Source organism: Ruania alkalisoli, assembly GCF_014960965.1.
In the GTDB taxonomy this organism is placed as follows: domain Bacteria; phylum Actinomycetota; class Actinomycetes; order Actinomycetales; family Beutenbergiaceae; genus Ruania; species Ruania alkalisoli.
Genome location: NZ_CP063169.1, coordinates 1,179,021 through 1,204,648, shown reverse-complemented (window position 1 = coordinate 1,204,648; position 25,628 = coordinate 1,179,021). Strand labels below are relative to the sequence as shown.

The window sequence follows — 25,628 nt, the reverse complement described above, 5'->3', positions numbered from 1 at the left end:
ACTGTAACGGCTGAACAGGGACCCGCAGCCCGCGTCCGCGCTCTGGTCGAATCCCGCTGCGACGCTCGATTCCGTGGCAGGCACCCGGAGCGGGATTCGACCACCGGCAGAGCATCCACATCTGCAGCCACATCTGATTGAGGTGGGCTCCGCCCCCAGGATTCGAACCCGGACCACACGGCACCAAAGGCCGGCGTGCTGCCATTACACCAGGGCGGAATGCCCGCGCACGCCGGTGCGCGGGACGCATGCGAGCATACCTGCGACGTGCGGGCGGATGGCACCGGAGTGGTCGTCACGGCGACCCAGGGCGGTGTACCGCACTGCCACCTCGTTGCCATGGCACGGCATGATGGAGGCGTGAGCGAACCCACACGACGCGTCACCCGCACCCGGATGACCGGCCACGAGCGCCGCGAGCAGTTGCTGGAGGTCTCCCGGCCGCTGTTCGCCGACAAGGGCTTCGAGGGCACCAGCGTGGAGGAGATCGCTGCCCGGGCCGGGGTCTCGAAACCTGTCGTCTATGAGCACTTCGGGGGCAAGGAAGGCATCTATGCGGTGATCGTGGACCGCGAGGTCGCGATCCTGCTCACCGCGTTGACCGGATCGCTGCGCGAGGGCGGCCACCCACGGGTGATCGTGGAACGGACCGCCCTGGCACTGCTGGACTACATCGAGACCAACACCGATGGGTTCCGGATCCTCGTCCGGGACTCGCCCGTTGCTCAGGCCACCGGGACGTTCTCCTCCCTGATCGGCGACGTCGCCACCCAGGTGGAGGAGGTGCTCGCACCGCAGTTCGAGCGCCAGGGTCTCGATCCGGCAACCGCGCCTATGTATGCACAGATGCTGGTGGGGATGATCGCCCTGACGGGCCAATGGTGGCTCGACGCCCGCGCACCCGGGAAGCACGAGGTGGCCGCCCATCTGGTCAACCTCTCGTGGAACGGGCTGCAGTCGCTGGAAGCCGAACCCCGGCTCACTCGCGCGGCGATGCGACCCCGTGGACGCACCCCGAACAGGACCGAGGACGGCCACGCCTGACACGGGAGGCAGCGGTACCCGACACGGGAGGCAGCGATGCCGGATGACGAATGTTCGCGCCGACCAACGGGATCGGTCTGCGGCAGACACCGGCATAGGCGATACGTCCGAGCAGATCTCTCGATATCGAGTAATCTCGATCCATGGCCGCGGTGGATGAAGTCGACCGGATCGTCGAGGCGTGGGTCCGCGAACGCCCCGATCTCGACGTCGCGCCATTGCGGATCTTCTCGCGCATCTCCCGCCTATCCCGGCTCCTGGACCTCGCCCGGCGTTCGGCATTCAGCAGGCACGGCCTTGAGGTATGGGAGTTCGACGTGCTCTCCGCGCTGCGGCGTGCCGGTGAGCCCTACGAGCTGACACCGGGGAATCTCATCGCCCAGATGCTGGTCTCCTCGGGCACGATGACCAACCGCATCGACCGGCTAGTGCTGCACGGCCTGGTGGTCCGCACCGCGGACGCGACCGACCGGCGCGTGGTCCGGGTGCGGCTGACCGCGCAGGGACGGGACGTCGTCGACGCCGCGATGGAGGACCTGCTGCGCCGGGAAGCCGAGCTTCTCGGCGTGCTGGACACAGGCGAGGACGAGGATCTGGCGCGCATCCTGCGCAGCCTGCTCACCCAGTTCGAGGACTGACGCCGGCGAGCAGTTCGGCCAGAATCACCGGCTTGGTCACCATCGGCCAATGACCGGACGTGATGTCGACGGCTTCCAGGTGATGAGCGCTCGCCAGCTCCGGGATGTCGCCGGAGTCGATCCATCCGCGCATCTCCTCGGGGCTGAACTCCGGGCAGATCTCGATCACGGGAACGTCGAACCGGCGCTTGTCGTGCCACCGCACCTCGGCCTGAGCCACGGCCGCCGGTACCGGGACCGCGATCGCCTCCAGCCGGGAACGAGCATCATCATCCAGATCGGCAGCGTCCGGGCCTTCGAAGGGCTCCCACCCCGGGAAGGGCATCACACCATCGGCCACCGGGAAGAAGTCCGCATACGCCGATTCCTGCGCGGCGGGAAATCCTCCGATCATCACCACCTGGGACACCGCATCCGGGCGACGATCCGCTGCCAGCCACGCCAGCGTCGCTGCTGCGGAATGCCCAACGACCACCGGGCTCGTCGCCGCGTCCACGGCAGCGACCACCTCGGAGACCTGGTTCTCCAACGTGGCGTGCAGGTCACCGTCGTCCACACCTGGAAGTGCGGGGGTGATCGGCTGATGCCCAAGCTCTCGCAACCGCGCTGCGGTCTCGTCCCAGATCGCACCAGGCAACCACAGTCCCGGCAGCAGAATGATGTCCATCACAACCTCCGTCGTCATCGTGGTCATCACGCTAGCTCCACCCCCTGACATCCGCTCGGTGCGGTACCCGGCTCGCACGACGCCGGTAGCCTATGAGGCGATATGGCGCACCTTCTCGGGGCTGAAGCCCTGCATCTCGATTTCCCCACCAAGACCGTTTTCGACTCCGTCTCCCTCGGGATCAACGAGGGAGACCGCATCGGCATCGTCGGACGCAACGGCGACGGCAAGTCGTCCCTGATGGCGATGCTCGCCGGCCGTCTCCTGCCTGACTCCGGGCGGGTGACCGTACGTGGCGGGGTCACCATCGGTGTGCTCGACCAGGCCGACACCCTCGATCACGAGGACACGGTCTCCCACACCGTCGTCGGCGACGGCCCCGAGCACGAGTGGGCCCGCGATGCCAAGGTGCGCGACGTCGTCAACGGGCTGCTGACGGATGTGCCCTGGGAAGGGCGCGTGGGCTCACTCTCCGGCGGGCAACGCCGCCGAGTGGCGCTGGCGCGGCTGTTGGCTGGTGAGTACGACGTGCTCGCCCTGGACGAACCGACCAACCATCTGGACGTGGAGGCGATCACCTGGCTGGCCGAGCACCTGAAGCGACGGTGGTCGGCCAGTTCCGGCGGTCTGATGGTCGTGACGCACGACCGCTGGTTCCTCGACGAGGTGTGCACCCTCACCTGGGAGGTGCACGACCGGATCGTGGAGCCCTTCGACGGCGGCTACGCGGCGTACATCCTGCAGCGCGTCGAGCGGGACCGGCAGTCCGCCGCCATCGAGGCCAAGCGGCAGAACCTCGCCCGCAAGGAACTGGCCTGGCTGCGGCGCGGTGCGCCCGCGCGGACGTCGAAGCCCAAGTTCCGCATCGACGCCGCGAACGCCCTCATCGCCGATGTGCCCGAGATTCGTGACCCGACCACACTTCAGTCGCTCGCCGTGGCACGGCTCGGCAAAGATGTGGTGGACCTGCTGGACGTCTCCGTGGCCTACGGCGACCATGAGGTGCTGCGCGACGTGGAGTGGCGCATCGCCCCCGGCGAACGCACCGGCATCCTCGGGGTGAACGGAGCCGGCAAGTCGACGCTGCTTGGGCTGATCTCCGGCGCTGTGCAACCCAGCACCGGCCGGGTCAAGCGCGGCAAGACGGTCAAGGTGGCCACACTGACCCAGCGTATGGATGAGTTGGATCCGCACCTGGACGAGCCGGTCCGCACGGTGATCGGACGGCTGCGCACCAGCTACACCCTCGGTACGGGCTCGAAGGCGGCAGAGCTGACGCCGGGTCAGCTGCTGGAACGGATGGGCTTCGCCTCCGCGCAGTTGTCGACACCGGTCAAGGACCTCTCCGGTGGGCAGCAGCGCCGGCTTCAGCTGTTGCTGATCCTCCTCGACCAGCCGAACGTGCTGATCCTGGACGAGCCGACGAACGACCTCGACACCGACATGCTCGCGGCCATGGAGGACCTTCTGGACTCGTGGGCGGGCACACTCATCGTGGTCTCGCACGACCGCTACTTCCTCGAGCGCGTCACCGATCAGCAGTACGGGATCTTCGACCGGCGCCTGCGTCACCTACCCGGCGGGGTGGACGAGTACCTGCGGCTGCGGCACGAGCAGCAGCGTCACAGCTCTGGCTCGGGAGCGAGGTCTGCAGCGCTCACGGACTCCCCGACTCAGGCACAGCCGGGTCTGAGCGGGGCAGAACTGCGGGCCGCGCAGAAGAAGCTCACCTCCGTGGAGCGGCGGATGGAGAAGGTATCCACCGAGATCGGCAAGCGGCAGACCGCCCTGGCCGACCACGACCAGTCCGACTACGAGGGACTGGCGAAGCAGATGGAGGGCATCCGGGCCCTGCAGCGCGAGCAGGAGGAACTGGAAGAGCAGTGGCTGGAGTTGAGTGAGCATGTCTGAGACCCCGGTGAGCACTCACCACTGGCGTGAATACCCCCTGGGTCTGGCCGGCACGATCGCGCGGGACGCGCGCCGCACGCTGGTCCCGATGGCAGCAGGGTTGCTGGCGGCCTTCGGCGCGGTCTTCGCGTCGGGTCTGCTCGCCGAGGAGGGAATCCTCTGGGACGCGCTCTACGACCTGGGCATGGGAGGGGAGGTGAGCAGCGCCGTCGTGGATGCCGTGGACCAGACCACCCGGCTGAGCCTGCTCGTACTGCTGATACTCGGCTACCTGGTGGGCGCACTGGTATGCCTGGCCCTGGCGGTCCAGCGGATCTCGACCTCCCATGCGCTGGTGACGGCTGCCCGCAATGGCGCCTCGCGGGAGGCGGTGCCGGCGCCGCTGCAGGTCGAACGGGTGGTGACGGAGAACATGCCGATCATCGGGTTCCTCATCATGACGATCGGCGTGTTCGGCCTCTTCGCGCTCATGCTCATCGGGTACGCCGTGGTCGAGGGCTGGGGCGAGGGCTTGCTCGTCGGCCTCGCCTGCGGGGCGCTGACCGTTGTGGTGATTGCGGGGCTGCGTCACATCCACCGCGTGACCCTCCCCGCGCACCGGGAGCGTCGCCAGCAGATCGCGGCGCACTGGACCACCTCCGACGAAACGGCCGCCTGGTCGCACGCCCGGCGCCATGGAGTGCTGCCCGCAGCAGGGAACACCGGGAGAGATCCGCGCGTGCGGATCGGATCGCGGATCACCGGCGTGGCCGGGGCGCTTGCAGGTGCGGCGCTGCTGCTGCTGCAGGCGCTGATCGTGGTGACGCATCCGGATGCGGAGCGCTGGCCCGGCGGGTCAGCCGGCCCGCGAGCCACACTCGACGACGGGACCGAACAACTCGTCGACCTCGGCATGTGGGGATTCGCGGCCCTGATCGTGGCGGTACTCGCGGGAGCCGCCATCGGGAACGTGGTCACCGGCGCCGGGATCACCGCTGAGCGCCGGTACCTGCACCGCGTCGTGGTCGACCCGCAGGCGGCGAGACCGGAGCCGACCGTGCTGGCAGCCTACGCCGAGCACCGGTCGGTGCCGATGGCGCAGGTGCTGGCTGCTCTCGCCGGGATCGGCCTCGTGCTTGGGCCCGTGTGGATGATCCTCTCGACCGTGCCGATGGACATCTTTGCCGCATCGACGACGCTCTTCGCCGGCCTGCGGTGGCCGGCGGTGCTGATCACGGCCGTGGCAGTGGGCCTGCTGACGATCGCGTTCCTATGGACCTCGATGGTCAACCAGGCTGACGCGGAACTACGCAACCTTCTGCTGCGACGATGGCCGGTGCTCCCACGGGACACGAAGGACTCCGACGGCAATGTGCGGGCGGCACGCGTAGGACCGGCGTTGTCGGGCGACAGCACCGACGCCGCCTGAGTGACGTCGTCCTACACGTTGTCGCGGACCGGTTCGACGAGCCTGGCCCCGGGGGCAGGACTGGTGACAACGAGCACCTCGTCTGCCACCTGCTTGCTCCGCAGCTGCGAGGCCAGTTCCAGCGCGCTGGCGTGATCTGCGGCGAGTGTGGCCACGGTCGGCCCGGAACCGGAGACCACAGCGGCCAGCCCGCCGGCTGCGAGCGACTGCTCCTGCACGATTCCGACGGCGGGGCGCAGTTCGGTGGCCGCGACGGTGAGGTCGTTGACGAGAACCTCGGCGAGGCGGTGAGGTTGGCCGGAGACGAGCGCCTGCATGACTTCCTCACCCACGTCCAGCGGCTCTGGCACTGGGTCCGCCGGACGCGTTGCGGCGTTCCGCGACGATTCCTGCGCGACGGCGAGCCGGTCCCAGGTGGAGAAGACCTCCGGCGTGGACAGCCCCTCATCGAAGAGTGCCAGCACCCAGTGAAAGCGGCCCCGTGCCAGTGCCGGGGTGAGCTCGTCCCCTCGGCCGCGGCCGAGGGCGGTCTGGCCCGTGAGAGCGAACGGCACGTCCGCGCCCAGCTCGGCGGCCAGGTGCCCCAGCTCCTCGCGCGCCAGTCCGGTCTCCCAGAGCAGGTCACAGGCGAGCAGCGCGGCGGCGGCGTCGGCCGATCCACCGGCCATCCCGCCCGCGGTGGGGACGTTCTTGGTGATGCGCAGGTGCACACCTTCAGCGGTGCCCGTCGCCTCGGCGAGCAGCGCAGCGGCCCGGTGGGCGAGGTTGGACTCGTCCGTCGGCACCTTCTCGGCGTGACGACCGGTCACGGAGATCTCGATCTCCTCGGCCGGGGTGGCGATCACGTCCTCATACAGCGAGACAGCCTGGAAGACGGTGGCCAGGGGGTGATATCCGTCGTCGGCGAGCGGACCGACCTTCAGCACGAGGTTGATCTTGCCGGGGGCACGCACATGCACGGCGCCGGCGGCCGCCGCCTCACCGATCGGCTCGCTCACCGCTCTGCCTCGCGCACGGCACCACGGGCAGCGGCCACCGCAGCGAACTGGGCGATGTCGAGGCGCTCACCTCGGGTCCTCGGGTCCACCCCTGCCTCCCGCAACGTCTGCTCGGCGAGTGTCGCCGATCCGGCCCACCCGGACAGCGCCGAGCGTAGCGTCTTGCGACGCTGGGAGAAGGCAGCATCGATGCAGGCGAAGGTTGCCACCCGGCTCACCGCCACCGCCGGCGGGTCACGGCGGACCATCCGCACCAGCGCGGAATCCACGTTCGGCACCGGCCAGAACACGGTGCGGCCGATCGACCCGGCACGCGTGGCGGCCGCGTACCAGGCGGCTTTGGCGGAGGGAATGCCGTAGGTGCGCGATCCGGGGCCGGCGACCAGCCGGTCGGCCACCTCGGCCTGCACCATGACGAGTACCTCGGTCAGGGATTCGAACCGTTCCAGCAGGTGCAGCAGGACCGGCACGGCCACGTTGTAGGGCAGATTGGCCACCAGACGGGTCGGAACGGCCGGGAGCTCGGTCACCTGCATGGCGTCAGCGGTCACGACGGTGAGCCGCTGCGCGGCGACCGGTGCGTGCTCGGCGACAGTACCGGGGAGGGCGCGGGCGAGGGTGGGGTCGATCTCCACGGCGATCACCCGTGCCCCGGTCTCCAGGAGTCCAAGTGTCAACGAGCCCAGCCCCGGGCCCACCTCCAGCACGGTGTCCGATGGCGTCACACCGGCCGTGCGCACGATGCGGCGGACCGTGCCGCCGTCGGTGACGAAGTTCTGACCGAGCGTCTTGGTAGGACGGATTCCCAGGCGCGACGCCAGGGCCCGGATGTCGGAGGCTGTCAGCAGGTGGACGGTCTCGCCGGCCGGGTTGGGGGTGGTCACGGGGCGAGCCTAGTCGGCCGCGTGAAGGTCGGTCGCGACGCTCGTACCCACTCCCCCAGAAATCGCTCGTCGATCTGGCTGCCACCCTCGCCTCTTCGCCAGCGGTACCTGAAATCGCTCGTCGATCTGGCTGCCACCCTCGCCTCTTCGCCAGCGGTACCTGAAATCGCTCGTCGATCTGGCTGCTCGTGAGCAGCCAGATCGACGAGCGATTTCTGGAGTGGACTGGGCTCAGAGGAGACCGAGCTGGGCGGCGCAGTGAGGCCACTGCCCCCAACCGGAGCGGGCCTGCAGCGCCTGGGCGCGCTGAGTCTGCTCGGCTGCGGACGCCTCGGTCGGCAAGCCTGAACCGCCCACCGACTGCCAGGTGCTCAGCGAGAACTGGTACAGCCCGTAGTAGAGGCCGTTGGAGCTGACGATCTGCGGGTTGCCACCGGACTCGCACTGAGCCAGAGCCGCCCATACGCCACTGCCGGCCGAGCTCGACCCACCAGAGGAACCCGAGGAGCTGGAGCTGCCCGAGCTGCTGGACGTGGTGGGCTCCGGGGCGGGGCGTTCGGCAGTCCCGACCTCGGTAATCTCGGTGACCGGTTCGGTCGTGACCTCGTCGGAGGTCACCTTGGTGCTGACCACCTCGCCGTTGACGAGCTGGTTGACGATCTCCAGCGTGCGTTCACCGTCCTGACCGTCCTGCACCACCCGGGACTGGCCGACGTAGAGCTCATCGGTTCCACGTTCGGCGGACTCGTGCTCGATGACCTCGGTCTGCGTCTCGGTCTCGGTCGACCGGCGGGTCACCGTGACGAGGACGTCACCGTCGGCGCTGGTGACCGTGGCGTCGTCCTGCGCTGCGAGCTCGACCTCAGCGCGTAGCAGCACCTCGGCGAGGGAGACGGCGCCGTCGGCGTTCACGGTGCGTTCCTCCCCGTCGACGGCGATGACGATCTCGCCATCGACCGCCAGCGGAAGGTCGAGGTCGGCTCGCCCGTCGGAAGACCGGGACGCCACCACTGATGCCTCGCGCCCCGTGGCGGCCAGATCCTGGAGCGCACCGGCTGCGGAGAGGGCAGTGGTCCAGATGGTTCGTTCCTGGCCTCCCTCGGTGATCGTCAGCTGCTGGGCGGTCCGGACGACGATCTCGGCGTTGTCGGTCAGGCGCTCGTCGACGCCGGGCACGACCTCATCGTGGGGGCCGAGGTCGATACCGGCTTCATCGAGCAGTCCGTCGACGTCCCCGGCGAAGGTGCTGTGGCTGTAGGTCTGGCCGTCCAGGTCGATCTCGACGGACTTGTGCGCGGCGGCGATCGCGGCGGTGGAGCCGCCGAGCACGAGCGCGACCGCAGCGACGCTTCCCACGATCACCCGTCGGCGACGGCCGTGAGCGGGGGGCGATGGCTGCGCCTCGGTCTCTGGCACGTCCCAGGACTCCCCGGGATCGGCGGGGCTGGGCTCGGCGGTGCGGCGGAAGAAAGACACAAGACATCCTCTGGAGGGGGAGGGGGTTTCAGACGTTCAGCGGCACACAGGCGCCGCTGTCGGGCAGGAGGCGCAGATCAGCACCCTCACCAGGGCCCGCGACCTGTCGAATGTAACCCAATCGTTATGCAGTGGTCGAGGCGGGCGGCTGTGAGCCTGCGCACGTGGTGCTGCCGCGCGCCACGCTCGGTCGTCCGGACGCGGTCACTCCCGGCTCAGTACCAGCCCACAGACTGGGAGTGGCCCCAGGCACCACAGGGGGTGCCGTACCGGCCGGAGATGTAGTTCAGGCCCCACGTGATCTGGGTGACCGGATTGGTTCGCCAGTCCGAGGCAACCGAGCCCATCTTCGAACCAGGCAGCGACTGGGGGATCCCGTAGGCCCCCGACGTCGGGTTCTGGGCGTAGGGGTTCCAGTTGCTCTCGCGCTGCCAGAGGGAGTCCAAGCAGCTCCACTGATCGCTGCCCCAGCCACGTGCCTCGACCATCTGGCGGGCGATGGAGCGCGGGTCACTCCCGGAGTAACTGCCGCTGGGCGCTGATGACTCGCTGGAGTCCGACTCGGAATCCGACGCACTCGACGAGCTGGAGGGTGCGGCAGGCTGCGGCGCAGCCGTGCCGACGAGGATGACCTCATCCACCGGCGCCGACACCAGGATCTCGGCGGTCGTGGTCCGGGAGATCTCCTCACCGCCCTCGTACACGGCGGTGTACGCGATGACCCGTGCTCCCTCGCGGCCCTCGGTCTCGGTGCGCGTCTCCCCCCGCTCCAGAGCGGAGGTCTCGCGTTCGATGGTCTCGTATTCGAGGGTCTCGGTCTCCGTGCCGAACACGGTGCCCACGCGTTCGATCTGCACATCCGCGCCCTCGGTGGGCAGGCTGTTCATCGGGACCGAGACGTTGTCATCCAGACCGACGACGATGCCGTTCTCGATGAGAGCGTCGGCCAGTGTCCGCGCGTTGGAGGTGATGTCCACCTCGCGATCATCGACAGTCACGGTGAAGGAGACAGACTCCCCCGCCTCGTTCAGCGCCTCGCGCGCACTGTCCCCGCCACGGGAAACCTGGTTCCAGTAGTCGGTCCGGTCGACGCTGTACTGCCCGGCACCGGCCAGACTCGCCTGCTCAGCCATGTTGTCGCCGGAGGAGGACTGCGTCGCCGCAAACGCGAGCGAGCCCGCCAGGACGACGGCAAGACCGGCAGCGCCGATCGCACGACGGATGGGACGGGGCAGGGTGGTGGTGACTGGGGCGTCTGCGCGGTGGCGGGACGTGGTGTTGCTCTGGGGCACGGGGAGGGGTCCTGTTCTTGCCTTGAGCGGCCCAGGAGGGATGGGTCGCTCCCTGACCGTAACCGATTCGTGACCTGATATGCCAGATTCCGGGTCGGATCTTGCCCGCATCGTGGGATGTGTCACGACCGGCTCACCTGCTTCACCAGGGTCCGTAGAGCTGTTCCGACGTCGTCCGGACACTCTCGCAGAGCCTCTCCAGGCTCTCCTGACGCACCTCGGCGAGCACCCGTAGCGTGTGCGCGGCCAGGTACGGGGCGTTGGGCCGCCCTCGATAGGGATGTGGGGTCAGGTACGGCGCGTCCGTCTCCACGAGCAGTTGCTCAGCCGGCGCAAGCATCGCTGCCGAGCGGAGCTCCTCGGCCGCTTTGAAGGTGACGGTGCCGGAGAACGAGAGGTAGTAGCCGCGCCGCACGCACTCAGCGGCCATCTCGGCGTCCCCCGAGAAGCAGTGGAACACGGTACGCCGCGGCGCACCGTCCTGCTTCAACACCTCAAGCACATCTTCATGTGCCTCCCGGTCGTGGATCTGCAGCGGCAGGTCCAGCTCTTTGGCGAGTGCGATGTGCGCGCGGAAGGCTTCCCGCTGGGCCGCACGTCCCTGCTCACCGGCGCGGAAGTAGTCCAGCCCGCTCTCCCCCACCGTGCGTACTCGATCTACCCGGGCCAGCTCGGCGATCTCGGCGATAGCCTCATCCAAGCTCTTCTCGTGCCGGGCCTGCGGATCTGGCTCCAGACCATCGGGGGCCACCTCTCGGACGCCTGCGTGCAGGACGGCCTCGTTCGGGTGGATCGCCACCCCGGCAACGAGCTCGGGATGCTGCTGGGCTGCGTGCACGCTCCAACGGGCAGAGTCCAGATCGCAACCGATCTGCACCATCGCCGTCACCCCTACCGCGCGGGCCTGCTCGAGGTGACCAGTCAGACCAGGGTCGGGGACGTCGTCGGGAAGGATGCCAGCGATGGACTCCAGATGGGTGTGGTTGTCCACCACGGCGATCGGAAGCGGTTCGGGAGCGGGCGGGAAGCCCTTCTCGCGCTTACGCGCCATCGGCCTTCTCGCGCAGCCGCTCCAGCTCCTCGGTGACGATCGAGTCGTCCAGCTTGGTGAACACCGGGGTCGGTTTGGCGATCGGAGTTCCGGGCGCGACGGGCCGTGACTCCCACGCGGGGAAACCGGACTCACCTCGGTAGTCCCCCGTGATCACCGGGTAGTGGCGGGAGTCGTCGTCCAGATCGGTGACCTCCTCGATCCGCGGCTGCGGAGCGAAGGTCCCGCTACCCCCCAAGGTGGTGTGCACGTCCTGGGCGGAGTGCGGCAGGAACGGGGCGAGCAGCGTATTGCAGTCGCTGACCGCCTGGGTGGTGGTGTGCAGCACGGTGGCCAGGCGCTCCGGGTCGGTCTTCAGTTTCCAGGGCTGGGTCTCGGACACGTACCGGTTCACCTCGGCGACGGTTCGCATCGCCTCCGAGATGGCATGCCGCTGCCGGTTCGCCTCGATCGCGGACCCGACCGTGGCGAAGGCCTTGTTCGTGCTCGCGAGGATGTCCCGGTCAACGTCGGCGAGCTCGCCCGCCGACGGGATCTCACCGAAGTTCTTCGCCACCATGCTCGCCGTGCGGTTGACCAGGTTGCCCCAGCCGGCCACCAGCTCGTCATTGGTGCGGCTCAGGAACGACTCCCACGTGAAGTCGACGTCTTGGTTCTCGGGGCCAGCGGCCGCCACGTAGTAGCGGAAGGCGTCCGGCTGATAGCGGGCGAGCATGTCGCGCACATAGATGACCACGCCACGGGAGGAGGAGAACTTCTGACCCTCCACGTTCAGGAACTCCGAGCTCACCACCTCGGTCGGCAGCTGGAGCGAACCAAAAGTGCCAGGTTCTCCCCCACGCGAGCCTCCGCCGTCGTAGGCCAGCAGCTCGGCCGGCCAGATCTGGGAGTGGAAGGTGATGTTGTCCTTACCCATGAAGTAGTACGAGCGCGCGTCGGGGTTGGTCCACCAGTCCCGCCAGGCCTCCGGGGTGCCCTGGCGCCGAGCCCACTCGATCGAGGAGGACAGGTAGCCGATCACGGCGTCGAACCAGACGTACAGCCGCTTGCTGGGGTTGTCCTCCCAGCCCGGCAGCGGCACCGGGATGCCCCAGTCGATGTCGCGCGTCATGGCTCGGGGACGTACGTCCTCGAGGAGGTTGCGGCTGAAGTTCAGCACGTTCGGGCGCCACCCGTTGCGGGTCTCCAGCCAGGAGGCGAGGGCGTCCACGAAGGCGGGCAGGTCAAGGAAGAAGTGGTTGGACTCGACGAACTTCGGCGTCTCGCCGTTGATGCGGCTGCGCGGGTTCTTCAGGTCGATCGGGTCGAGCTGGTTTCCGCAGTTGTCGCACTGGTCACCCCGGGCGCCGTCGTAGCCGCAGATCGGGCAGGTGCCCTCGATGAAGCGGTCCGGCAGGGTGCGCCCGGTCGACGGCGAGATGGCACCCATGGTGGTCTTCTCCACCATGTACCCGTTCTTGTGCACCGTGCGGAACATCTCCTGCACGACGGCGTAGTGGTTGCGCGTGGTGGTACGGGTGAACAGGTCGTAGGACAGCCCCAGGGAGGTGAGGTCTTCCACGATCACCCGGTTGTAGCGGTCCGCGAGCTCCTGCGGGGAGACGCCTTCTTGTTCGGCCTGCACCAGGATCGGGGTGCCGTGCTCATCGGTGCCGGAGATCATCAGCACGTCGTGACCCGCCATCCGCATGTGCCGGCTGAAAACGTCCGAGGGGACGCCGAAACCTGCAACGTGACCGATGTGCCGGGGGCCGTTGGCGTAGGGCCACGCCACGGCCGAGAGGATGTGGGTCATAGACTCGATCCTAGTGGTCATGGGCCCTACCCCAGCCGCGCGTCGGCGGCGACGGCCGACATCTCTCGCTGCCGCAACTGGACTGCTCCAGGCCTGGTGCCAGCAAGGCCTGCTGTCAGTACAGTCCGGCGTCAGCGCGCCGGCTCGATGTCGGTCTGCGTGAAGCCCTCCCCCTGGTAGAGCAGGGGTACCGCGCGAGTCTTCGCCAGAGCATAGGAGAAGCAGTCACCGTAGTTGAGCCCGGCAGGATGCCTTCCCTTGCCGAACCGCTGCCAGGCAGCGTGGGCCGACCACGCCTGCTCCTCGTCCACCGGGGCGATCTCGACCTTCGCCTGCTGAAGCACTCGCCGCAGATCCTCGACGGCGTCCGGTCCCTGGCGTGTCTGGACCACCAGCGCTGCCTCGGTGATGCTGGAAGTGCTCACCACGCACGGTCTGCTGGCCATGATCGCGGCGAATCGTTCGAGCTCGGGCTCCCCCAGAACGATGGTGACCAGTGCCGAGGTGTCAACGGCGATCACGCCGGCAGACCGTGGTCGTCATACGTGATGATCTGATCGACAGGACGATCGTCCAGCACCGCTCGCGCCCTCCCTCGCTCACCGACGGCGACGAGGCTGGTATAGACCACGTCTACCTTCGGAGTCGTGCGCGCGAGCCTGTCGGTGAGTGCAGCCTTGAGGGCGGCCGTGATGGACACCCCCATCCGGTCGGCGAGCTCTCGGGCAAGCCGGTCCGTCTCCGGATCCTTGATGTTGAGCGCCATTGAGGAAGATTACTATCTTTCTTTCTTCCATGACATCTTTCTTGGCGCAGGTCCGGGCGAACTCCTCGGGCACAGGGTGTCCTGCGCACCCAGGACCTTCCGCATCAGTGCGCCCGGGTCCGTCTAGGATCGAGCGTGACACTGTAGCCACGCGCATGCGGCCCGATGGGGGCAGCATCCAGGTGGGTGGTCGCCAGGGGAGGAGATGGGCTCGTGTCCCTCGCTCGCTGCGTTCATGTGGTGACCGCTGTGGTGGCCCTGAGCGCGCTGACCCTGCAGCTGGTGCTCTCCGCTTCCGGTGCGGCGGTGCTGCTCGCGACGGAGGTGCCGCCGCTCGGGACCCGGCTGTGGCGATTGATCTCCTACTTCACGATTCAGAGCAATGTGCTCGTCGCGGTTTCGGCGGTCATGCTCGGGCTGGACCCGCAGCGCGATGGACGGGTGTTCCGGATCGTGCGACTCGCCGGCGTGGTCGGGATCACGGTGACCGGGTTGGTGCATTTCTTCCTGCTCCGGCCACTGCTGGATCTGAGCGGCTGGTCGTTCGTCGCGGACACGATGTTGCACGTGGTCGTGCCGGTGTTGTGCGTGGCGGGGTGGCTGCTGGTGGGTCCACGGTCACGGGTCGACGTCCTGGCCGTGGTCGGCGCAACGGTGTGGCCGGTTCTCTGGCTCGCGGCGACCCTCATCGTCGGCGGGATCACGGATTGGTTCCCCTACCCGTTCGTCAACTTCCGGGCCGAGGGGTGGCCCGCGGTGGCGATCACCTGCCTGGGGGTCCTCCTGCTCTTCTCAGTGCTGTTCGTGGCCGTCTGGTTCGCAGACCGCTGGTTGCGGGGCGTTCGCGACCGTAGGGTGCAGGCATGAAGCCCCTGCCTCGGTTCTGGACCGACGCCACCGGCGAGGTGCACTCCCCGGACGGCAAGGAGTTCTTCCTCACCCTCCACGGGTGGTCCACCTCGTCGCTCACTGAGGCGGCGCAGGTTGCCCGGCGGCGCCTGGAAGAGGCGGCTGCGGCGGTTCGTGCCGGGCGGGAGCTGGCCCGCGGCGGGTACTACCCCCGGGTTCCCTTGCGGGAGGAAATCCTGATGGAGGTCACCGGGAGTGACGGTGAGTTGATCGCCGCGATCACCCGGAACCGGTACGGCGCCGAGGTGCTCAACACCGACGCGGTGCTGATCGCCGATGTCGATCTTCCGTCCGGTCGGGGCATGCGGCAGGACCGACGACCCCGGCACGACCGTACGCCTCGGCAGGGCGGGCCCACCGCGGAGCCGAAGCGTGGCTTCTTCGCCCGGCTGTTCGGACGACGGTCCACATCCGATCTGATCGCCACTCCAGCGCCCTACCCGCATGGCACGCCGTCCCGCACTGCCCCGCACACGGCACCCACTGTCGCCACGGGAGCAGGTGCGGCGGCTCTGGCGACGATCGAGGCAGTGGCGGCCCGGCATCCACACTGGGGATTCCGGACCTATCGGACGGCCGCGGGACTGCGGGTGATCGTCACCGGGGCCCGGTTGCATCCCGGCAGTCCGGAGGCCGAGCAGCTGCTGCGCGAGCTGGACTCGGACCCGCTGTACGTGACCCTGTGCGCGACCCACGAGACCTACCGGGCACGTCTGACGCCGAAGCCCTGGCGCGTGGGGCACCGGGCCCTGACCGTGACGTATCCGTACGAGCGGTTCGGGCACATCGTGAACCCGTGGCTACAGAAATATGCCTCCGCCAGCGAGGGCCACGCCACCTGCACCCTCGTCTCCACCGGCGGGCCCGCCCCGGACGCGGTCGAGCAGCAGGTCATCGATCTCCACGACGAGCGGGCTCAGGCGGGGTCCGGGCTGCCGCTCGCGTGATCGGTCGCGGCCAGACGGGTGCATGCGAAACCCGCAACGCGGGCGGTCTGAGTGTCGAACAGCGCATTCGCAACGACACTGAGGCCACCCTCGCGCGGGATGCTCCTCACCGCACGCGGCGCTCAGCACCGATACCGCAAGAACAGCATGTCCTGCGCCCGCAGCATCCCGGCCAGGCGCATCGGCCGGTGCACGAGCGGCGCGTCCCGTGTCAGGCGCAGGCCATCCCCGCCTTCCAGCAGCGGGCTGAGGGTCAGGCACAACTCGTCCAGCACGTCCGCGGCGGCGAGGGTGCCGAGCAAGTGCGGGCCGCCTTCGCACAGCATCTGCGTCAGTCCACGATCAACGAGCTCGGCCCGCATCCGCACCGGGTCCACCGCGCCCTGCCCGCAGAGCACGACCTCCGCAACCTCCGCGAGCGCGGCCTGCTGCCGGCCGGGGCTCTCCCCGTGTGTCAGCACGAGCGGACGCTGAGGTGCCTCAGTGAACAGCGCTGAGCCAGGGTCCAGCGCGAGCCGGGAGGAGACGATCGCCAGCACCGGGTGATCGGCCAGCCCGCGCTCGCGGCGCCAGGCCACGTCTACCTCGCCCAGGCGCAGTCCCCCGTACCCCTCGGCGCGCAGCGTCCCGGCCCCGACGATCACCACGTCCGCCAGGCGCCGCAGCAGGTCGAACACCTGCTTGTCGGCGGGGCTGTTCAGCCCGCCGGAGAGTCCCGCATGGGTGGCAGCGCCGTCGATACTGGCGATCATGTTCGCCCGCAGGTGCGCCTCGTCCCGATCGGCCACCGAGTAGGCGGCGAGCAGTTCCTCCTCCGTGAACGCGCTCATGACACGTTGTGCCGCAGGTAGGCAGGCTCCCGCAGCCCCAGCACCGCCTCGGCCATCCGCGCCGCATCCACGGTGGCCGCCACCTCGTGGGCGCGCACGATCCGCGCCCCGCGTTCGATGCACATGACAGTGGCCGCGAGGGTTCCCCACAACCGCTCCGGGCGCTCCCGGTTCAGCGTCTCCCCCACGAAGTCCTTGTTCGAGAGCGCCACCAGCGTCGGATACCCGAGCGCGGTGATCTCCTCGAGTCGGCGCACCAGTTCCAGCGAGTGCCGCGTGTTCTTGTTCAGGTCGTGCCCCGGGTCGATGATGATCCGCTCGGCCGGCACCCCGGCCGCGAGCGCCACCTGCACCTGTGAGCTGAGGAACGCCGCCACCTCGCCGACCACGTCGCCATATTCCGGACGTCGATGGTGGCGGTGCGGCTGCGCGATCGAGTGCGCGATCACCACACTCGCCCCGGTCTCGGCCACAGCCTGCGCCATACCGTCGGTTCGCAGCCCGGTGGTGTCGTTGACCACGTCTGCCCCGGCGAGCACGCAGGCCCGTGCCACCTCGGGCCGCTGGGTGTCCACCGAGATCACCACGTCGCTGGCGGCGCGCACCGCCTCGATCACGCCGAGCACCCGGTCCAGTTCCTCCGCGGCGCTCACCTCGGGGGTGTCCGGGGAGAAGGCCATCCCGCCGATGTCCACCCAGTCCGCGCCGTCGGCAACGGCGGCCAGGCACGCGTCCACCGCAGCCCGCAGCGCAAAGGTGCGTCCGCCGTCGTAGAAGGAGTCCGGGGTCCGGTTCACGATCGCCATCACGGCTGTTCGGCGGGCGAAGTCGAAGGTGCGTGCCCCGATCTGGCGGGGAGCAGGTTTCCCGACGGCGTCCGGTGCGTGGCCGGCGCCTGGCGCCTTCCGTAGGTCGTGGGAGCGGCCTCCCGAGGCGACGTCCACGTCTGCTGAGGCTGCGCCGTCGGCCATCAGTCCCTCCCCCGGGACTTGATCCCGGCGGCGAGCCGGCGGATCACGCTGCGTGGCGCGAGCTTGGCGACCACGGCGATGCCCGCGTAGAGCGCACCGGGCACGCTGACGACCTTGCCGCGGCCGAGGTCGCGCAGGGAGGTGGCCACGAGGTGGTCGGCGTCGATGTACATCCAGTCGGGGGTGCGGCTCATGTCGATACCGGCGGCGTCGTGGAACTCGGTGCGCACGAAGCCCGGGCAGAGCGCCTGCACGCGCACACCGGTGCCGGCGAGGTTCATCGCCAGACCTTCGGTGAACTGCAGCACCCACGCCTTCGACGCCGAGTATGTACTCCCCCGGCCGGGCAACAGGGCTGCGATGGAGGCGACGTTGATGATCGCGCCGCTGCCGCGCTCGGTCATCCCGGGCACGGCGGCGCGGGTCAGCCGCAGCACGGCCTCGACGTTGACGGTGAGCTGGTGGCTCAGAGCTTCCTCGGTGGCCTCGGCGAAGGGTGCGCCGATGGACAGGCCAGCATTGTTGACGAGCGTATGCACGTCCTCGCCACGCAGTCGCTCACACACCGCGGTGATCCCGGCCTCGCTCCCCAGGTCGGCCGGGAGTACCTCCACCTCGGGCGCCCCGAGGGCCCGGCACTCGGCAGCCACCACCTCCAGCCGGTCGGCGCTGCGGGCCACCAGCACGAGGTGCAGGCCACGCTGGGCGAGGTGGCGGGCGAAGGTCAGTCCGATGCCGGAGGAGGCTCCGGTGACGAGCGCAGTGGGCATGGCACGAGCGTACGCGGCGACTACCCGGTGGTCAGCCTCGTCAGCCCCCGCCGGATGTTGCGCACCGCCTGCCCGATGCGCTGCTCGTTCTCGATGAGAGCGAACCGCACGTACCCCTCCCCGCCCGGTCCGAACCCGACGCCCGGGGAGACGGCGACGTCGCACTCGGTGACCAGGTGCCGGGCGAACTCGATGGAATCCATCTCCTGATAGGGCTCGGGGATGCGCGCCCAGGCAAACATGGTTCCCTTCGGTTTGAGGATGTCCCAGCCCACGCGCTGCAACCCGTCGTAGAGGGTGTCGCGCCGGGACTGGTAGATGCCGCTCAGCTCGGCCGGGTACTCGGTGGCCTCGTTCAGGGTGACGGTCGCCGCGATCTGGATCGGCTGGAACGTGCCGTAGTCGAGGTAACTCTTCAGCTGCACGAGAGCCTTGATGACGTCCTTGCGGCCCACGAGGAACGCCACCCGCCAGCCGGCCATCGAGTACGACTTGGTCATCGAGTACAGCTCGACGCCAACTTCCTTGCCGCCCTCGCACTGCATCAGCGAAGGAGGCTGCCACCCGTCGAAGCACATGTCGGCGTAGGCGAGGTCGTGCACGAGCACCACGTCCCGTTCGCGGGCCCAGTCCACGAGGCGTTGCAGGTCCGCCAACTCCACGGTGGACGTGGTCGGGTTGTGCGGGAAGGACAGCACGATCACACGCGGCTTGGGCCAGCCGAGCTCCCAGGCTTCCATCACCCGGTCGATGTACCCGGCGCCGTCGGTGCCGTCACCGATGGGCACCTGCCGGGCGTCCGCCCCGGCGAAGTACGGGCCCCAGATGTGGATCGGGTAGCTGGGGGTAGGCACGATCGCGGCATCCCCGGCCTGCAGCAGCACCCACATCAGGTGGCTGAAACCTTCCTTGGCACCGATCGTCGTCAGTACCTCGGACTCCGGGTCGAGCGTCACACCGAACCGGCGGTTGTAGTGATTCGCGACCGCCAGCCGCAGGTTCGGGATACCGCGGGAGGATGAGTAGCGGTGGTTGCGGGTGTTGCGGGCTGCCTCGGCGAGCTTCTCGACGGCGATCTCCGGGCTGGGCAGGTCCGGGTTCCCGAAGCCGAGGTCCACCACGTCCCGACCGGCTCGACGTGCCTCGAGCTTGAGGGAGTCGATGATCGTGAAGACGTACGGGGGAAGCCCCTCGATGCGGCGGAAGTCCATAGATCAACGCTACTGGGTGAGTGTGAGGGCGAGCAGGGTGAATGGGGAGGCACCGTGAAGGAAATGGGGAGTTCGCACCATGCCATCGACGGGTCCTGGCTGACAGGCTAGGGCTCGTGACTGGGACTTCATCGACACCGATCTCCGGGGACCCGTTCTGGTCGGTGGTACGTCAGCGCCACCGGGATGTCGACCTCGCGATCGTGGACGCGCCGGAACCACCTCGTGCAGCCGCCTCGACCGCCGTGCCTGCCAGATCCGCCGAGGAGATCGACCGGGACGTCCAGGCGCTGTGGGAGGCGCTCCTGCCGGGCGTACCAGCGCAGGCGCAGCACCGGTGGGTGGGCGATGGTCGCGACGAGCAGCGGGAGAGCACCGTGACTGCCACCACCGGGATCGGTTCGGAGGCACTCGCCTCCGCGGCCGCGACCTTGCGGGCAAATGGCTGGCAGGTGCTCCTCCCCCCGGCCGGCCTGCCCCGGGTGCTGGCCGACCGGGAGGGCGCCACGCTGGCACTCGTGCAGGTGTCGCCGGGCCGGACGGTGCTGCGGATGCGGACCCCGGCCTCGTGAGCACGGTCATGGTTCCGGAGGCCGTGGTTCTCCTGCCCGAGCCGGACGGCGACCCCAGCCAGTGCGAGCAGGTCGCCCTGGGCCTGGCCACCCAGGCGGACCAGTGCGAGTCGGCCGCTGAGACGGCCTCGCGTCTGTCCGATCTGGGCGATTCCTGGATCGGGCTGGCGTTCCTGACCCACCAGCAGCGCATCTCCAACGCTGCGGCTGAGCATGCGGGCGCGGCGCAGGTGCTGCGCGGAGTGGGCGGCGCCGTCGAGGTCTTCGCCGAACAGCGCCGTGGCCACCTGGCCGACTGGCAGGAACTGTCGGAGACCAGCGCGAATCTCGACACGCTGCGTGTGCAGCTCATCGAAGATGTCGCCGTCTCGGACGCGTCGGACGAGGATGCCCAGGACGACCTGCGGCTGCGGGCGGCAACCCTGAGCGTCAGCTACGCAGCGCTCGCGGCGGCGCAACTCGCGTTCGAGCAGCGGGTGACCGAGAGCGAGGAGGATCTCGCCGCAGCACTGGAGGCTGCCGAGTTCGACGACGCGCACTGGGCGAGTCTGTCCTTCCTCGCCCAGGTGCTTGCCCTCTCGATTCCGGAACCGGTCAGCCCGCAGGACCGGGCCGCGTGGTGGAAGAACCTCTCCCCGGCCGAGCGGCAGGCAGCGATCGAGGCGCTGCCAGAGCTGGTTGGCAACGGCGACGGGCTGCCCGCCTCGGCGCGCGACGCCGCGAACCGCATCCTCCTCGATCGTGACCTGAGCGCCCTGTCGGAGAAGGAACGACTCGGCACCCTCACCGAGGCCGAGGCGAAGACGCTCGCGAACGCCCGCGCGGCCCGCAAGGCGCTGAGCCAGCTCGACGACTTCACCGACCCCCTTACCGGAGACAAGCCCGGTGGCACCCTGTGGCTCTACGACCCGGACGCGTTCTCGGGAGACGGACGGGTCGCCGTCGCTGTGGGGGATCTGGACACCGCGGATGACGTGGCCGTGCAGGTTCCGGGCATCACCACGGAGATGGACGACGCCCCCGGCTATGCGACGAAGGCTGCGAACCTGTACGAATCGGCGCGTTACGGGGGTGACGGCTCGAGTGTGGCGAGCATGTTCTGGCTCGGATACGACACCCCGGAGAGTGCCGTCGACATCGACACCGTGACCCGCGGGCGGGCCGAGGACGGCGGAACTCGCCTCGCCGATGCGATCGACGGACTGCGGGCCTCACGCGAGGACAAGGCGCATCTGACCGTGATCGGGCACAGTTACGGATCGACCACCACCTCCTATGCGGCGACCGATCATGGGTTGGCCGCTGACAATGTGGCCCTGATCGGCAGCCCGGGCGCGGGACCGGCTGAGACCGCTGACGACTTCAGCGTGGGCGCCGACAACGTGTACGTGGGGCGCAACAGTCGCGACCCGGTGGCGCTGTTCGGCGACGAGGGTGCCTATCACAACCCCGGCGGCCTGGGGATCGACCCCTCTTCCGAGGACTTCGGCGCCACCCGCTTCGAGGCGGAGTCCGCCGACCGCGGGTGGACGTACGACTTCAGCCAGCACAGCAACTACTACGACCACGACAGCGAGTCGCTGTACAACCTGGGGCGGATCGTCGACGGAGACCCGAAGTCCGTCGTGGGGGCGGAGCACAGTCACGACCCGTGGTGGCGCACCGCGACGGATCCGGAGTTCGGGCGCGAGCCGACCAGCGATGTGCCGGGGCGCTCGGATACGGACGGCGGCGGCGGCTTCGGTGGCCGATGACGACGCCGCGGGTGCACAGTAGGAGGAGCATGCTCCACGGACGAGAGGAGTGACCATGACCACGCATCGCGCACTCCTGGTGGTCGATGTGCAGCCAACCTTCTGCGAAGGTGGCGCGCTGGCTGTCGAGGGAGGGAACGCCGTCGCCGAGCGTGTCTCGGCGTACGCCGCAGCCCACCGGGACGACTACGACCTCGTGGTGACCACACAGGACTGGCACATCGACCCGGGCGAGCACTTCTCAGACACTCCGGACTTCGTCGACACCTGGCCACCGCACGGCGTGGCCGGCACGGCCGAGGCCGAGTTGCACCCAGCCCTGGCCAACCTCGCCCCGGATGCGTCGGTGAAGAAGGGGGCGTACGCCGCCGCGTACTCGGGGTTCGAGGGCACTGACGACGGCGGGCGCCGGTTGACGACGATCCTCGCCGAGGCTGGGGTCGCCGAGGTGGACATTGTCGGGATTGCGGAGTCGCACTGCGTGAAGGAGACGGCGTTGGATGCCGTCAAGGAGGGACTGGCCACGCGGGTCATGACCGATCTGACCGTGCCCGTGAGCAAGGAACTTGGTCAGGCGGCGCGGGCGGAGATGGCCGCGGCGGGAATCCGACTGGAGCCGTCCGGCGACTGACGCTGTCCGACAACCGACCATCGGACACAGGCCGGGCAGCCCGACCCATCTCCAGCGGTGGCTCAGAGTGCCGGACGTGTGTCAAACGCCGCGCTACTCGGTCAGCAACCCGGCCCGCTCGGCCAGCACGGCTACATCCACCCGGTTGCGAGCGCCCAGCTTTGCCTGAACGGAACTCAGGTGCGTCTTCACAGTGGCCTCGGAGACGTAGAGTTCGCCGGCGACGTTCGCGTTGGACAGTCCGCGTCCCACTCCGCGTGCCACCTCGATCTCATGTTCCGACAGCGTGGCCACCAGCTCACGCGCCTGTGCACGAGCATCCCCACCGGGCTCGTCGCGGAACCGATCGAGCAGCTGCCGGGTGCTGCGCGGCGACAGGACGGCGTCGCCCGCGATCACGTCCTCCACAGCCTTGACGATGGTGTCCGGGTGGTCGGACTTGAGCAGGTTCCAGAGGTCGTTCGGTTCGAGGAGTCGCGGGGCGGCTTCGTTGATGATGACCTCCTCGCCTGGTGCTGCCCGGATCACGATCGAGTCGTTGGCTGCGCCGTGAACCTCATCAATCACCACGTTCTCGAAGCAGGCGCCTGCGGACAACTGGCCGATATCGCCGGCCTCAGTGGCGTCGACGGCGGCTTGGACCATCGAATGCGCTGCTACGCCTTCACCTCCCGCAGCACCTGCAGCCTCCGCTCCGAGGCCAGGCCCAGGTGATACAGGTGCAGCTCGTCCACGCCGGCCCCTTGAAGCTCCGCGAGGTGCCGCCGCAGTCGGTCCGCAGTCAGGTCAGGCGAGAGGAGGGTGACGTAGGCGCCGAGCCGCGCCTGCGGAGAAGGCACCCGGATCGCCGCGAGCGCATCCGGATCGCACCGGTGCCAGGCATTGCCGACCACACTGTCTGCGTCCGGCATCCACACGGCCGGTGTCCCGGCACCGGTGGCCCACGGGTCAGGGCTCGCGTGCACGGTGAGCGCTGGAAACTGCCTGCGCAGGCGTTGGTAGAGGTCGCCCGTAGAACGCCCTCGCAGGCCGAGCACGAGCTCCTCGCACTGTGCCAACGCATCCGCTGCTGCGTCAGGATCGGCCCGCACTCCGGCCCCGACGGCGTCCGCCAGCTCCGCTGTCCTGTCACCGTGGGCGTGGGCACAGTCGTGGCAGAAGCAGACCGACAGCAGCCGCTTCTGCGCCAGCTCCCAGTCCGCTCCCGACGTCTTCTCGTGCTGGTGCGCGTGGTCGATGCCGAGCTGGCCGATCGCCTCGGCCACGACATCCTCGGCCCCAGCGGCACGCAGGGAAGCCGCGATCCGCTCGACCAGGACCCCCGCGTGCGGCGAGGAGGCGCAGACGGCGTGGCGGTGCACCGTTCCGTAGACGTCCACCACCCGCGCGGTGGTTCGCCAGGTTCGTGGATCGGCATGCAGCGGTGCGATCCACGCCGCGACCGAAAGGCCGGCGCCGGCCAGTACGTCCCGCGCCCGCAGGAAGGCGTCGGGTGCCGTCCAGGCAGGCTCCTCGATCGGGATCTCGCCTTCCCCCACAGCCGGCAGGTAGAGCGCTGACCAGGCGGCGTCGATGATCTCGTGGCGGGGATGATTCGGCGTCGCAGCGCGGACGGCGTGATAGTGGGCGGCCAGTGCGACCCGGTCCGCGCCCACCGACCGGATCCGATCGACGATCCCGGGGTCGCCCAGGACGTCCCACGGGTAGAGGTAGGCGACAGTCTCCATCAGCGGTCCATCACAGGTCCGTCAGAACCGCGGCAGCGTCGGGTCGTAGGCCGGATCCACCCGCCGCATGTAGCCGGTGTCATCCCGCCTGGTACGGCCCGAGGCCACGTAGCGCTCGTGCAGTTCGGCAACCTTGTCAGCGTCCAGATCCACCCCGAGGCCCGGCCGGGTCGGCACGGTGAGTGATCCGTCGTGAATCTCCAACTGTCCGCGCGGCACGATGTCGTCCACACGGTTCCAGGGCCAGTGCGTGTCGCAAGCATAGGCGAGATTGGGCACGGCGGCGGCCACGTGGGTCATGGCTGCGAGCGAGATGCCAAGGTGGGAGTTGGAGTGCATGGACACCCCCATGCCGAGCGCGTCGCAGATCGCTCCCAGCTCCTTGGTCACCCGCAGCCCGCCCCAGTAGTGGTGGTCAGTGAGCAGGATCTGCACGGCACGATGTTCAGAGGCCGGGCGCACGTGCTCGGCCTCGACCAGGCACATGTTCGTGGCGAGCTCGGCCCCGGTCTCGGCGTGGATGCGCCCCATCGGTTCGATCCCGAGCACCGGGTCCTCGACGTACTCCAGCAGATCGCCGATCTCGGCAATCACCCGCAGCGCAGTCTCATGGGTCCAGGCGCCATTGGGGTCGATCCGCAGCGGAAGACCGGGGAACTCCTGGGCCAGCGCCCGGATCGTGTCCATCTCCACATCCGGTTCGAACACACCGGCCTTGAGCTTGAGAGATCCGAAACCATACTCATCGACCAACCGTTCCGCCTGCCGCACGATCCCGTCCGGATCCAACGCCTCGCCCCACGCGTCCGCCTCGGCATCGAGGTGCCCGGCCCACTTGTAGAACAGGTAGGCGCTGTAGGGAACCGAGTCCCGGACGGCGCCGCCCAGCAAGTCGCTGACGGGAACCCCGGCCGTGCGCCCCTGGGCGTCGAGGCACGCGACCTCGATAGGCGCGACGGCGGAGAGCTGCGCGTGGCGGCCGGCGCCAGGCTGCACGGTGCGGATCGCGTCTGCCACCGCTGCCCCGATACGGGTGGTGGCGAAGACGTCCTGACCGATCACGGCGTCCCGAACAGCCGCCCCGGCGTCGGCACCGATCGCACCAGCGCGGCCTTCCCCCACGGCGTGCACCCCGTTGGCCAGTTCAAGCTGGACGATCGTTCGCAGCGCCAGCGGCTCGTGCACTCCGGTCGAGTTGAGCAGCGGCGGGTCGGAGAACGCGATCGGCGTGATGGTCAGATCGATGATCCGATGATCGGTCATGCCGTGGGAGCTCCTCAGGCGCGGCACCGTGGCCCTCCTTGCTCGGAGCCGACGGCGGGACAACGGGACGTGTGACCACCGTAGACCGACCACTCGATACCGGTCTAACGCCA

At 69.0% G+C, this 25,628-nt stretch carries 25 protein-coding genes and 1 tRNA gene; 9 read left to right on the top strand and 17 right to left on the bottom strand.

The features are described 5' to 3' along the window. Positions 1–147: 147 nt before the first annotated feature. Positions 148–219: transfer RNA gene (locus IM660_RS05085), tRNA-Gln, on the bottom strand. 177 nt (positions 220–396) lie between these two features. Here IM660_RS05085 and IM660_RS05080 point away from each other — a divergent pair. Then, a complete protein-coding gene (locus tag IM660_RS05080; protein WP_193499227.1) occupies positions 397–1,044 on the top strand; it encodes a TetR/AcrR family transcriptional regulator in 648 nt (215 codons plus the stop codon). A gap of 143 nt (positions 1,045–1,187) precedes the next feature. Continuing rightward, complete coding sequence (locus IM660_RS05075) at positions 1,188–1,682, top strand: MarR family winged helix-turn-helix transcriptional regulator (protein WP_193498314.1); 495 nt, start codon at positions 1,188–1,190, stop codon at positions 1,680–1,682. Here IM660_RS05075 and IM660_RS05070 read toward each other — a convergent pair. Next, positions 1,663–2,376 (bottom strand): alpha/beta fold hydrolase, encoded by a 714-nt coding sequence (locus tag IM660_RS05070; protein WP_246465150.1) that lies wholly within the window; start codon positions 2,374–2,376, stop codon positions 1,663–1,665. The two genes, IM660_RS05075 and IM660_RS05070, sit on opposite strands and share 20 nt — an antisense overlap. A 75-nt stretch (positions 2,377–2,451) precedes the next feature. On the opposite strand from IM660_RS05070, the gene IM660_RS05065 reads away from it, so the two are divergent. Both IM660_RS05065 and IM660_RS05060 read left to right on the top strand, forming a co-directional pair. Further along, on the top strand, positions 2,452–4,260 hold the full coding sequence (locus IM660_RS05065; RefSeq protein ID WP_193498313.1) for an ABC-F family ATP-binding cassette domain-containing protein: 1,809 nt from the start codon (positions 2,452–2,454) through the stop codon (positions 4,258–4,260). Continuing rightward, positions 4,253–5,668, top strand: coding sequence for a hypothetical protein (locus tag IM660_RS05060; RefSeq protein WP_193498312.1), 1,416 nt, complete (start codon positions 4,253–4,255; stop codon positions 5,666–5,668). The genes IM660_RS05065 and IM660_RS05060 overlap by 8 nt, the downstream gene beginning before the upstream one ends. 11 nt (positions 5,669–5,679) lie before the next feature. Here the strand turns inward: IM660_RS05060 and IM660_RS05055 are convergent, their stop codons facing one another. From IM660_RS05055 to IM660_RS05020, 8 genes are all read right to left on the bottom strand, one after another. Beyond that, a complete protein-coding gene (locus IM660_RS05055; RefSeq protein WP_246465149.1) occupies positions 5,680–6,666 on the bottom strand; it encodes a 4-(cytidine 5'-diphospho)-2-C-methyl-D-erythritol kinase in 987 nt (328 codons plus the stop codon). After that, the gene (gene rsmA, locus IM660_RS05050) at positions 6,663–7,550 is read right to left on the bottom strand and encodes a 16S rRNA (adenine(1518)-N(6)/adenine(1519)-N(6))-dimethyltransferase RsmA (RefSeq protein ID WP_193498311.1); all 888 of its coding nucleotides are present in this window, start codon (positions 7,548–7,550) and stop codon (positions 6,663–6,665) included. Before rsmA ends, IM660_RS05055 begins: the two co-directional genes overlap by 4 nt. 231 nt (positions 7,551–7,781) lie before the next feature. Beyond that, positions 7,782–9,026 (bottom strand): resuscitation-promoting factor, encoded by a 1,245-nt coding sequence (locus IM660_RS05045; protein WP_246465147.1) that lies wholly within the window; start codon positions 9,024–9,026, stop codon positions 7,782–7,784. Positions 9,027–9,241: 215 nt separating this feature from the next. Then, positions 9,242–10,318 carry an aggregation-promoting factor C-terminal-like domain-containing protein gene (locus IM660_RS05040; RefSeq protein WP_193498310.1) on the bottom strand — a complete coding sequence of 359 codons (1,077 nt, stop codon included), beginning with the start codon at positions 10,316–10,318 and terminating at the stop codon, positions 9,242–9,244. A 142-nt stretch (positions 10,319–10,460) separates the two neighbouring features. Continuing rightward, positions 10,461–11,369, bottom strand: a complete 909-nt coding sequence (locus tag IM660_RS05035; RefSeq protein WP_193498309.1) for a TatD family hydrolase — start codon at positions 11,367–11,369, stop codon at positions 10,461–10,463. Continuing rightward, entirely contained in the window at positions 11,359–13,164 is a 1,806-nt protein-coding gene (gene metG, locus IM660_RS05030) for a methionine--tRNA ligase (RefSeq protein WP_193498308.1), read from the bottom strand. Before metG ends, IM660_RS05035 begins: the two co-directional genes overlap by 11 nt. Positions 13,165–13,295: 131 nt before the next feature. Then, the gene (locus IM660_RS05025) at positions 13,296–13,685 is read right to left on the bottom strand and encodes a type II toxin-antitoxin system VapC family toxin (RefSeq protein WP_246465146.1); all 390 of its coding nucleotides are present in this window, start codon (positions 13,683–13,685) and stop codon (positions 13,296–13,298) included. Further along, complete coding sequence (locus tag IM660_RS05020) at positions 13,682–13,930, bottom strand: type II toxin-antitoxin system VapB family antitoxin (protein ID WP_193498307.1); 249 nt, start codon at positions 13,928–13,930, stop codon at positions 13,682–13,684. The genes IM660_RS05025 and IM660_RS05020 overlap by 4 nt, the downstream gene beginning before the upstream one ends. A 213-nt stretch (positions 13,931–14,143) precedes the next feature. Here IM660_RS05020 and IM660_RS05015 point away from each other — a divergent pair, with 213 nt between their 5' ends. Continuing rightward, complete coding sequence (locus tag IM660_RS05015; RefSeq protein ID WP_193498306.1) at positions 14,144–14,797, top strand: Pr6Pr family membrane protein; 654 nt, start codon at positions 14,144–14,146, stop codon at positions 14,795–14,797. Continuing rightward, the gene (locus IM660_RS05010) at positions 14,794–15,786 is read left to right on the top strand and encodes a hypothetical protein (protein ID WP_193498305.1); all 993 of its coding nucleotides are present in this window, start codon (positions 14,794–14,796) and stop codon (positions 15,784–15,786) included. Before IM660_RS05015 ends, IM660_RS05010 begins: the two co-directional genes overlap by 4 nt. Before the next feature lie 122 nt (positions 15,787–15,908). Here the strand turns inward: IM660_RS05010 and IM660_RS05005 are convergent, their stop codons facing one another. The 4 genes from IM660_RS05005 to IM660_RS04990 all read right to left on the bottom strand — a co-directional run bounded on the left by IM660_RS05005 (position 15,909) and on the right by IM660_RS04990 (position 19,568). Beyond that, a complete protein-coding gene (locus IM660_RS05005) occupies positions 15,909–16,616 on the bottom strand; it encodes a pyrimidine reductase family protein (protein WP_193498304.1) in 708 nt (235 codons plus the stop codon). Next, entirely contained in the window at positions 16,613–17,422 is an 810-nt protein-coding gene (gene folP / locus IM660_RS05000) for a dihydropteroate synthase (protein ID WP_246465261.1), read from the bottom strand. The genes IM660_RS05005 and folP overlap by 4 nt, the downstream gene beginning before the upstream one ends. A 164-nt stretch (positions 17,423–17,586) precedes the next feature. Continuing rightward, positions 17,587–18,357 (bottom strand): SDR family NAD(P)-dependent oxidoreductase, encoded by a 771-nt coding sequence (locus IM660_RS04995; RefSeq protein WP_193498302.1) that lies wholly within the window; start codon positions 18,355–18,357, stop codon positions 17,587–17,589. A gap of 20 nt (positions 18,358–18,377) precedes the next feature. Next, entirely contained in the window at positions 18,378–19,568 is a 1,191-nt protein-coding gene (locus IM660_RS04990; protein ID WP_193498301.1) for an aminotransferase class I/II-fold pyridoxal phosphate-dependent enzyme, read from the bottom strand. A gap of 116 nt (positions 19,569–19,684) precedes the next feature. Between IM660_RS04990 and IM660_RS04985 the strand changes: the two genes are divergently transcribed. From IM660_RS04985 to IM660_RS04975, 3 genes are read left to right on the top strand one after another with little or no spacing between them, the layout of a single operon-like run. Continuing rightward, positions 19,685–20,140: a hypothetical protein gene (locus IM660_RS04985; RefSeq protein WP_193498300.1), complete on the top strand. Its 456-nt coding sequence runs from the start codon at positions 19,685–19,687 to the stop codon at positions 20,138–20,140. Then, the gene (locus IM660_RS04980; RefSeq protein WP_193498299.1) at positions 20,137–21,894 is read left to right on the top strand and encodes an alpha/beta hydrolase; all 1,758 of its coding nucleotides are present in this window, start codon (positions 20,137–20,139) and stop codon (positions 21,892–21,894) included. Before IM660_RS04985 ends, IM660_RS04980 begins: the two co-directional genes overlap by 4 nt. Before the next feature lie 55 nt (positions 21,895–21,949). After that, positions 21,950–22,525: an isochorismatase family protein gene (locus IM660_RS04975; RefSeq protein WP_193498298.1), complete on the top strand. Its 576-nt coding sequence runs from the start codon at positions 21,950–21,952 to the stop codon at positions 22,523–22,525. 93 nt (positions 22,526–22,618) lie between these two features. On the opposite strand, the gene IM660_RS04970 is transcribed toward IM660_RS04975, so the two are convergent. From IM660_RS04970 to IM660_RS04960, 3 genes are read right to left on the bottom strand one after another with little or no spacing between them, the layout of a single operon-like run. Continuing rightward, a complete protein-coding gene (locus IM660_RS04970) occupies positions 22,619–23,170 on the bottom strand; it encodes a response regulator transcription factor (RefSeq protein ID WP_193498297.1) in 552 nt (183 codons plus the stop codon). Positions 23,171–23,181: 11 nt separating this feature from the next. Further along, the gene (locus IM660_RS04965; RefSeq protein ID WP_193498296.1) at positions 23,182–24,252 is read right to left on the bottom strand and encodes a hypothetical protein; all 1,071 of its coding nucleotides are present in this window, start codon (positions 24,250–24,252) and stop codon (positions 23,182–23,184) included. A gap of 21 nt (positions 24,253–24,273) precedes the next feature. Further along, a complete protein-coding gene (locus IM660_RS04960; RefSeq protein WP_193498295.1) occupies positions 24,274–25,515 on the bottom strand; it encodes an enolase C-terminal domain-like protein in 1,242 nt (413 codons plus the stop codon). Positions 25,516–25,628 lie beyond the last annotated feature (113 nt).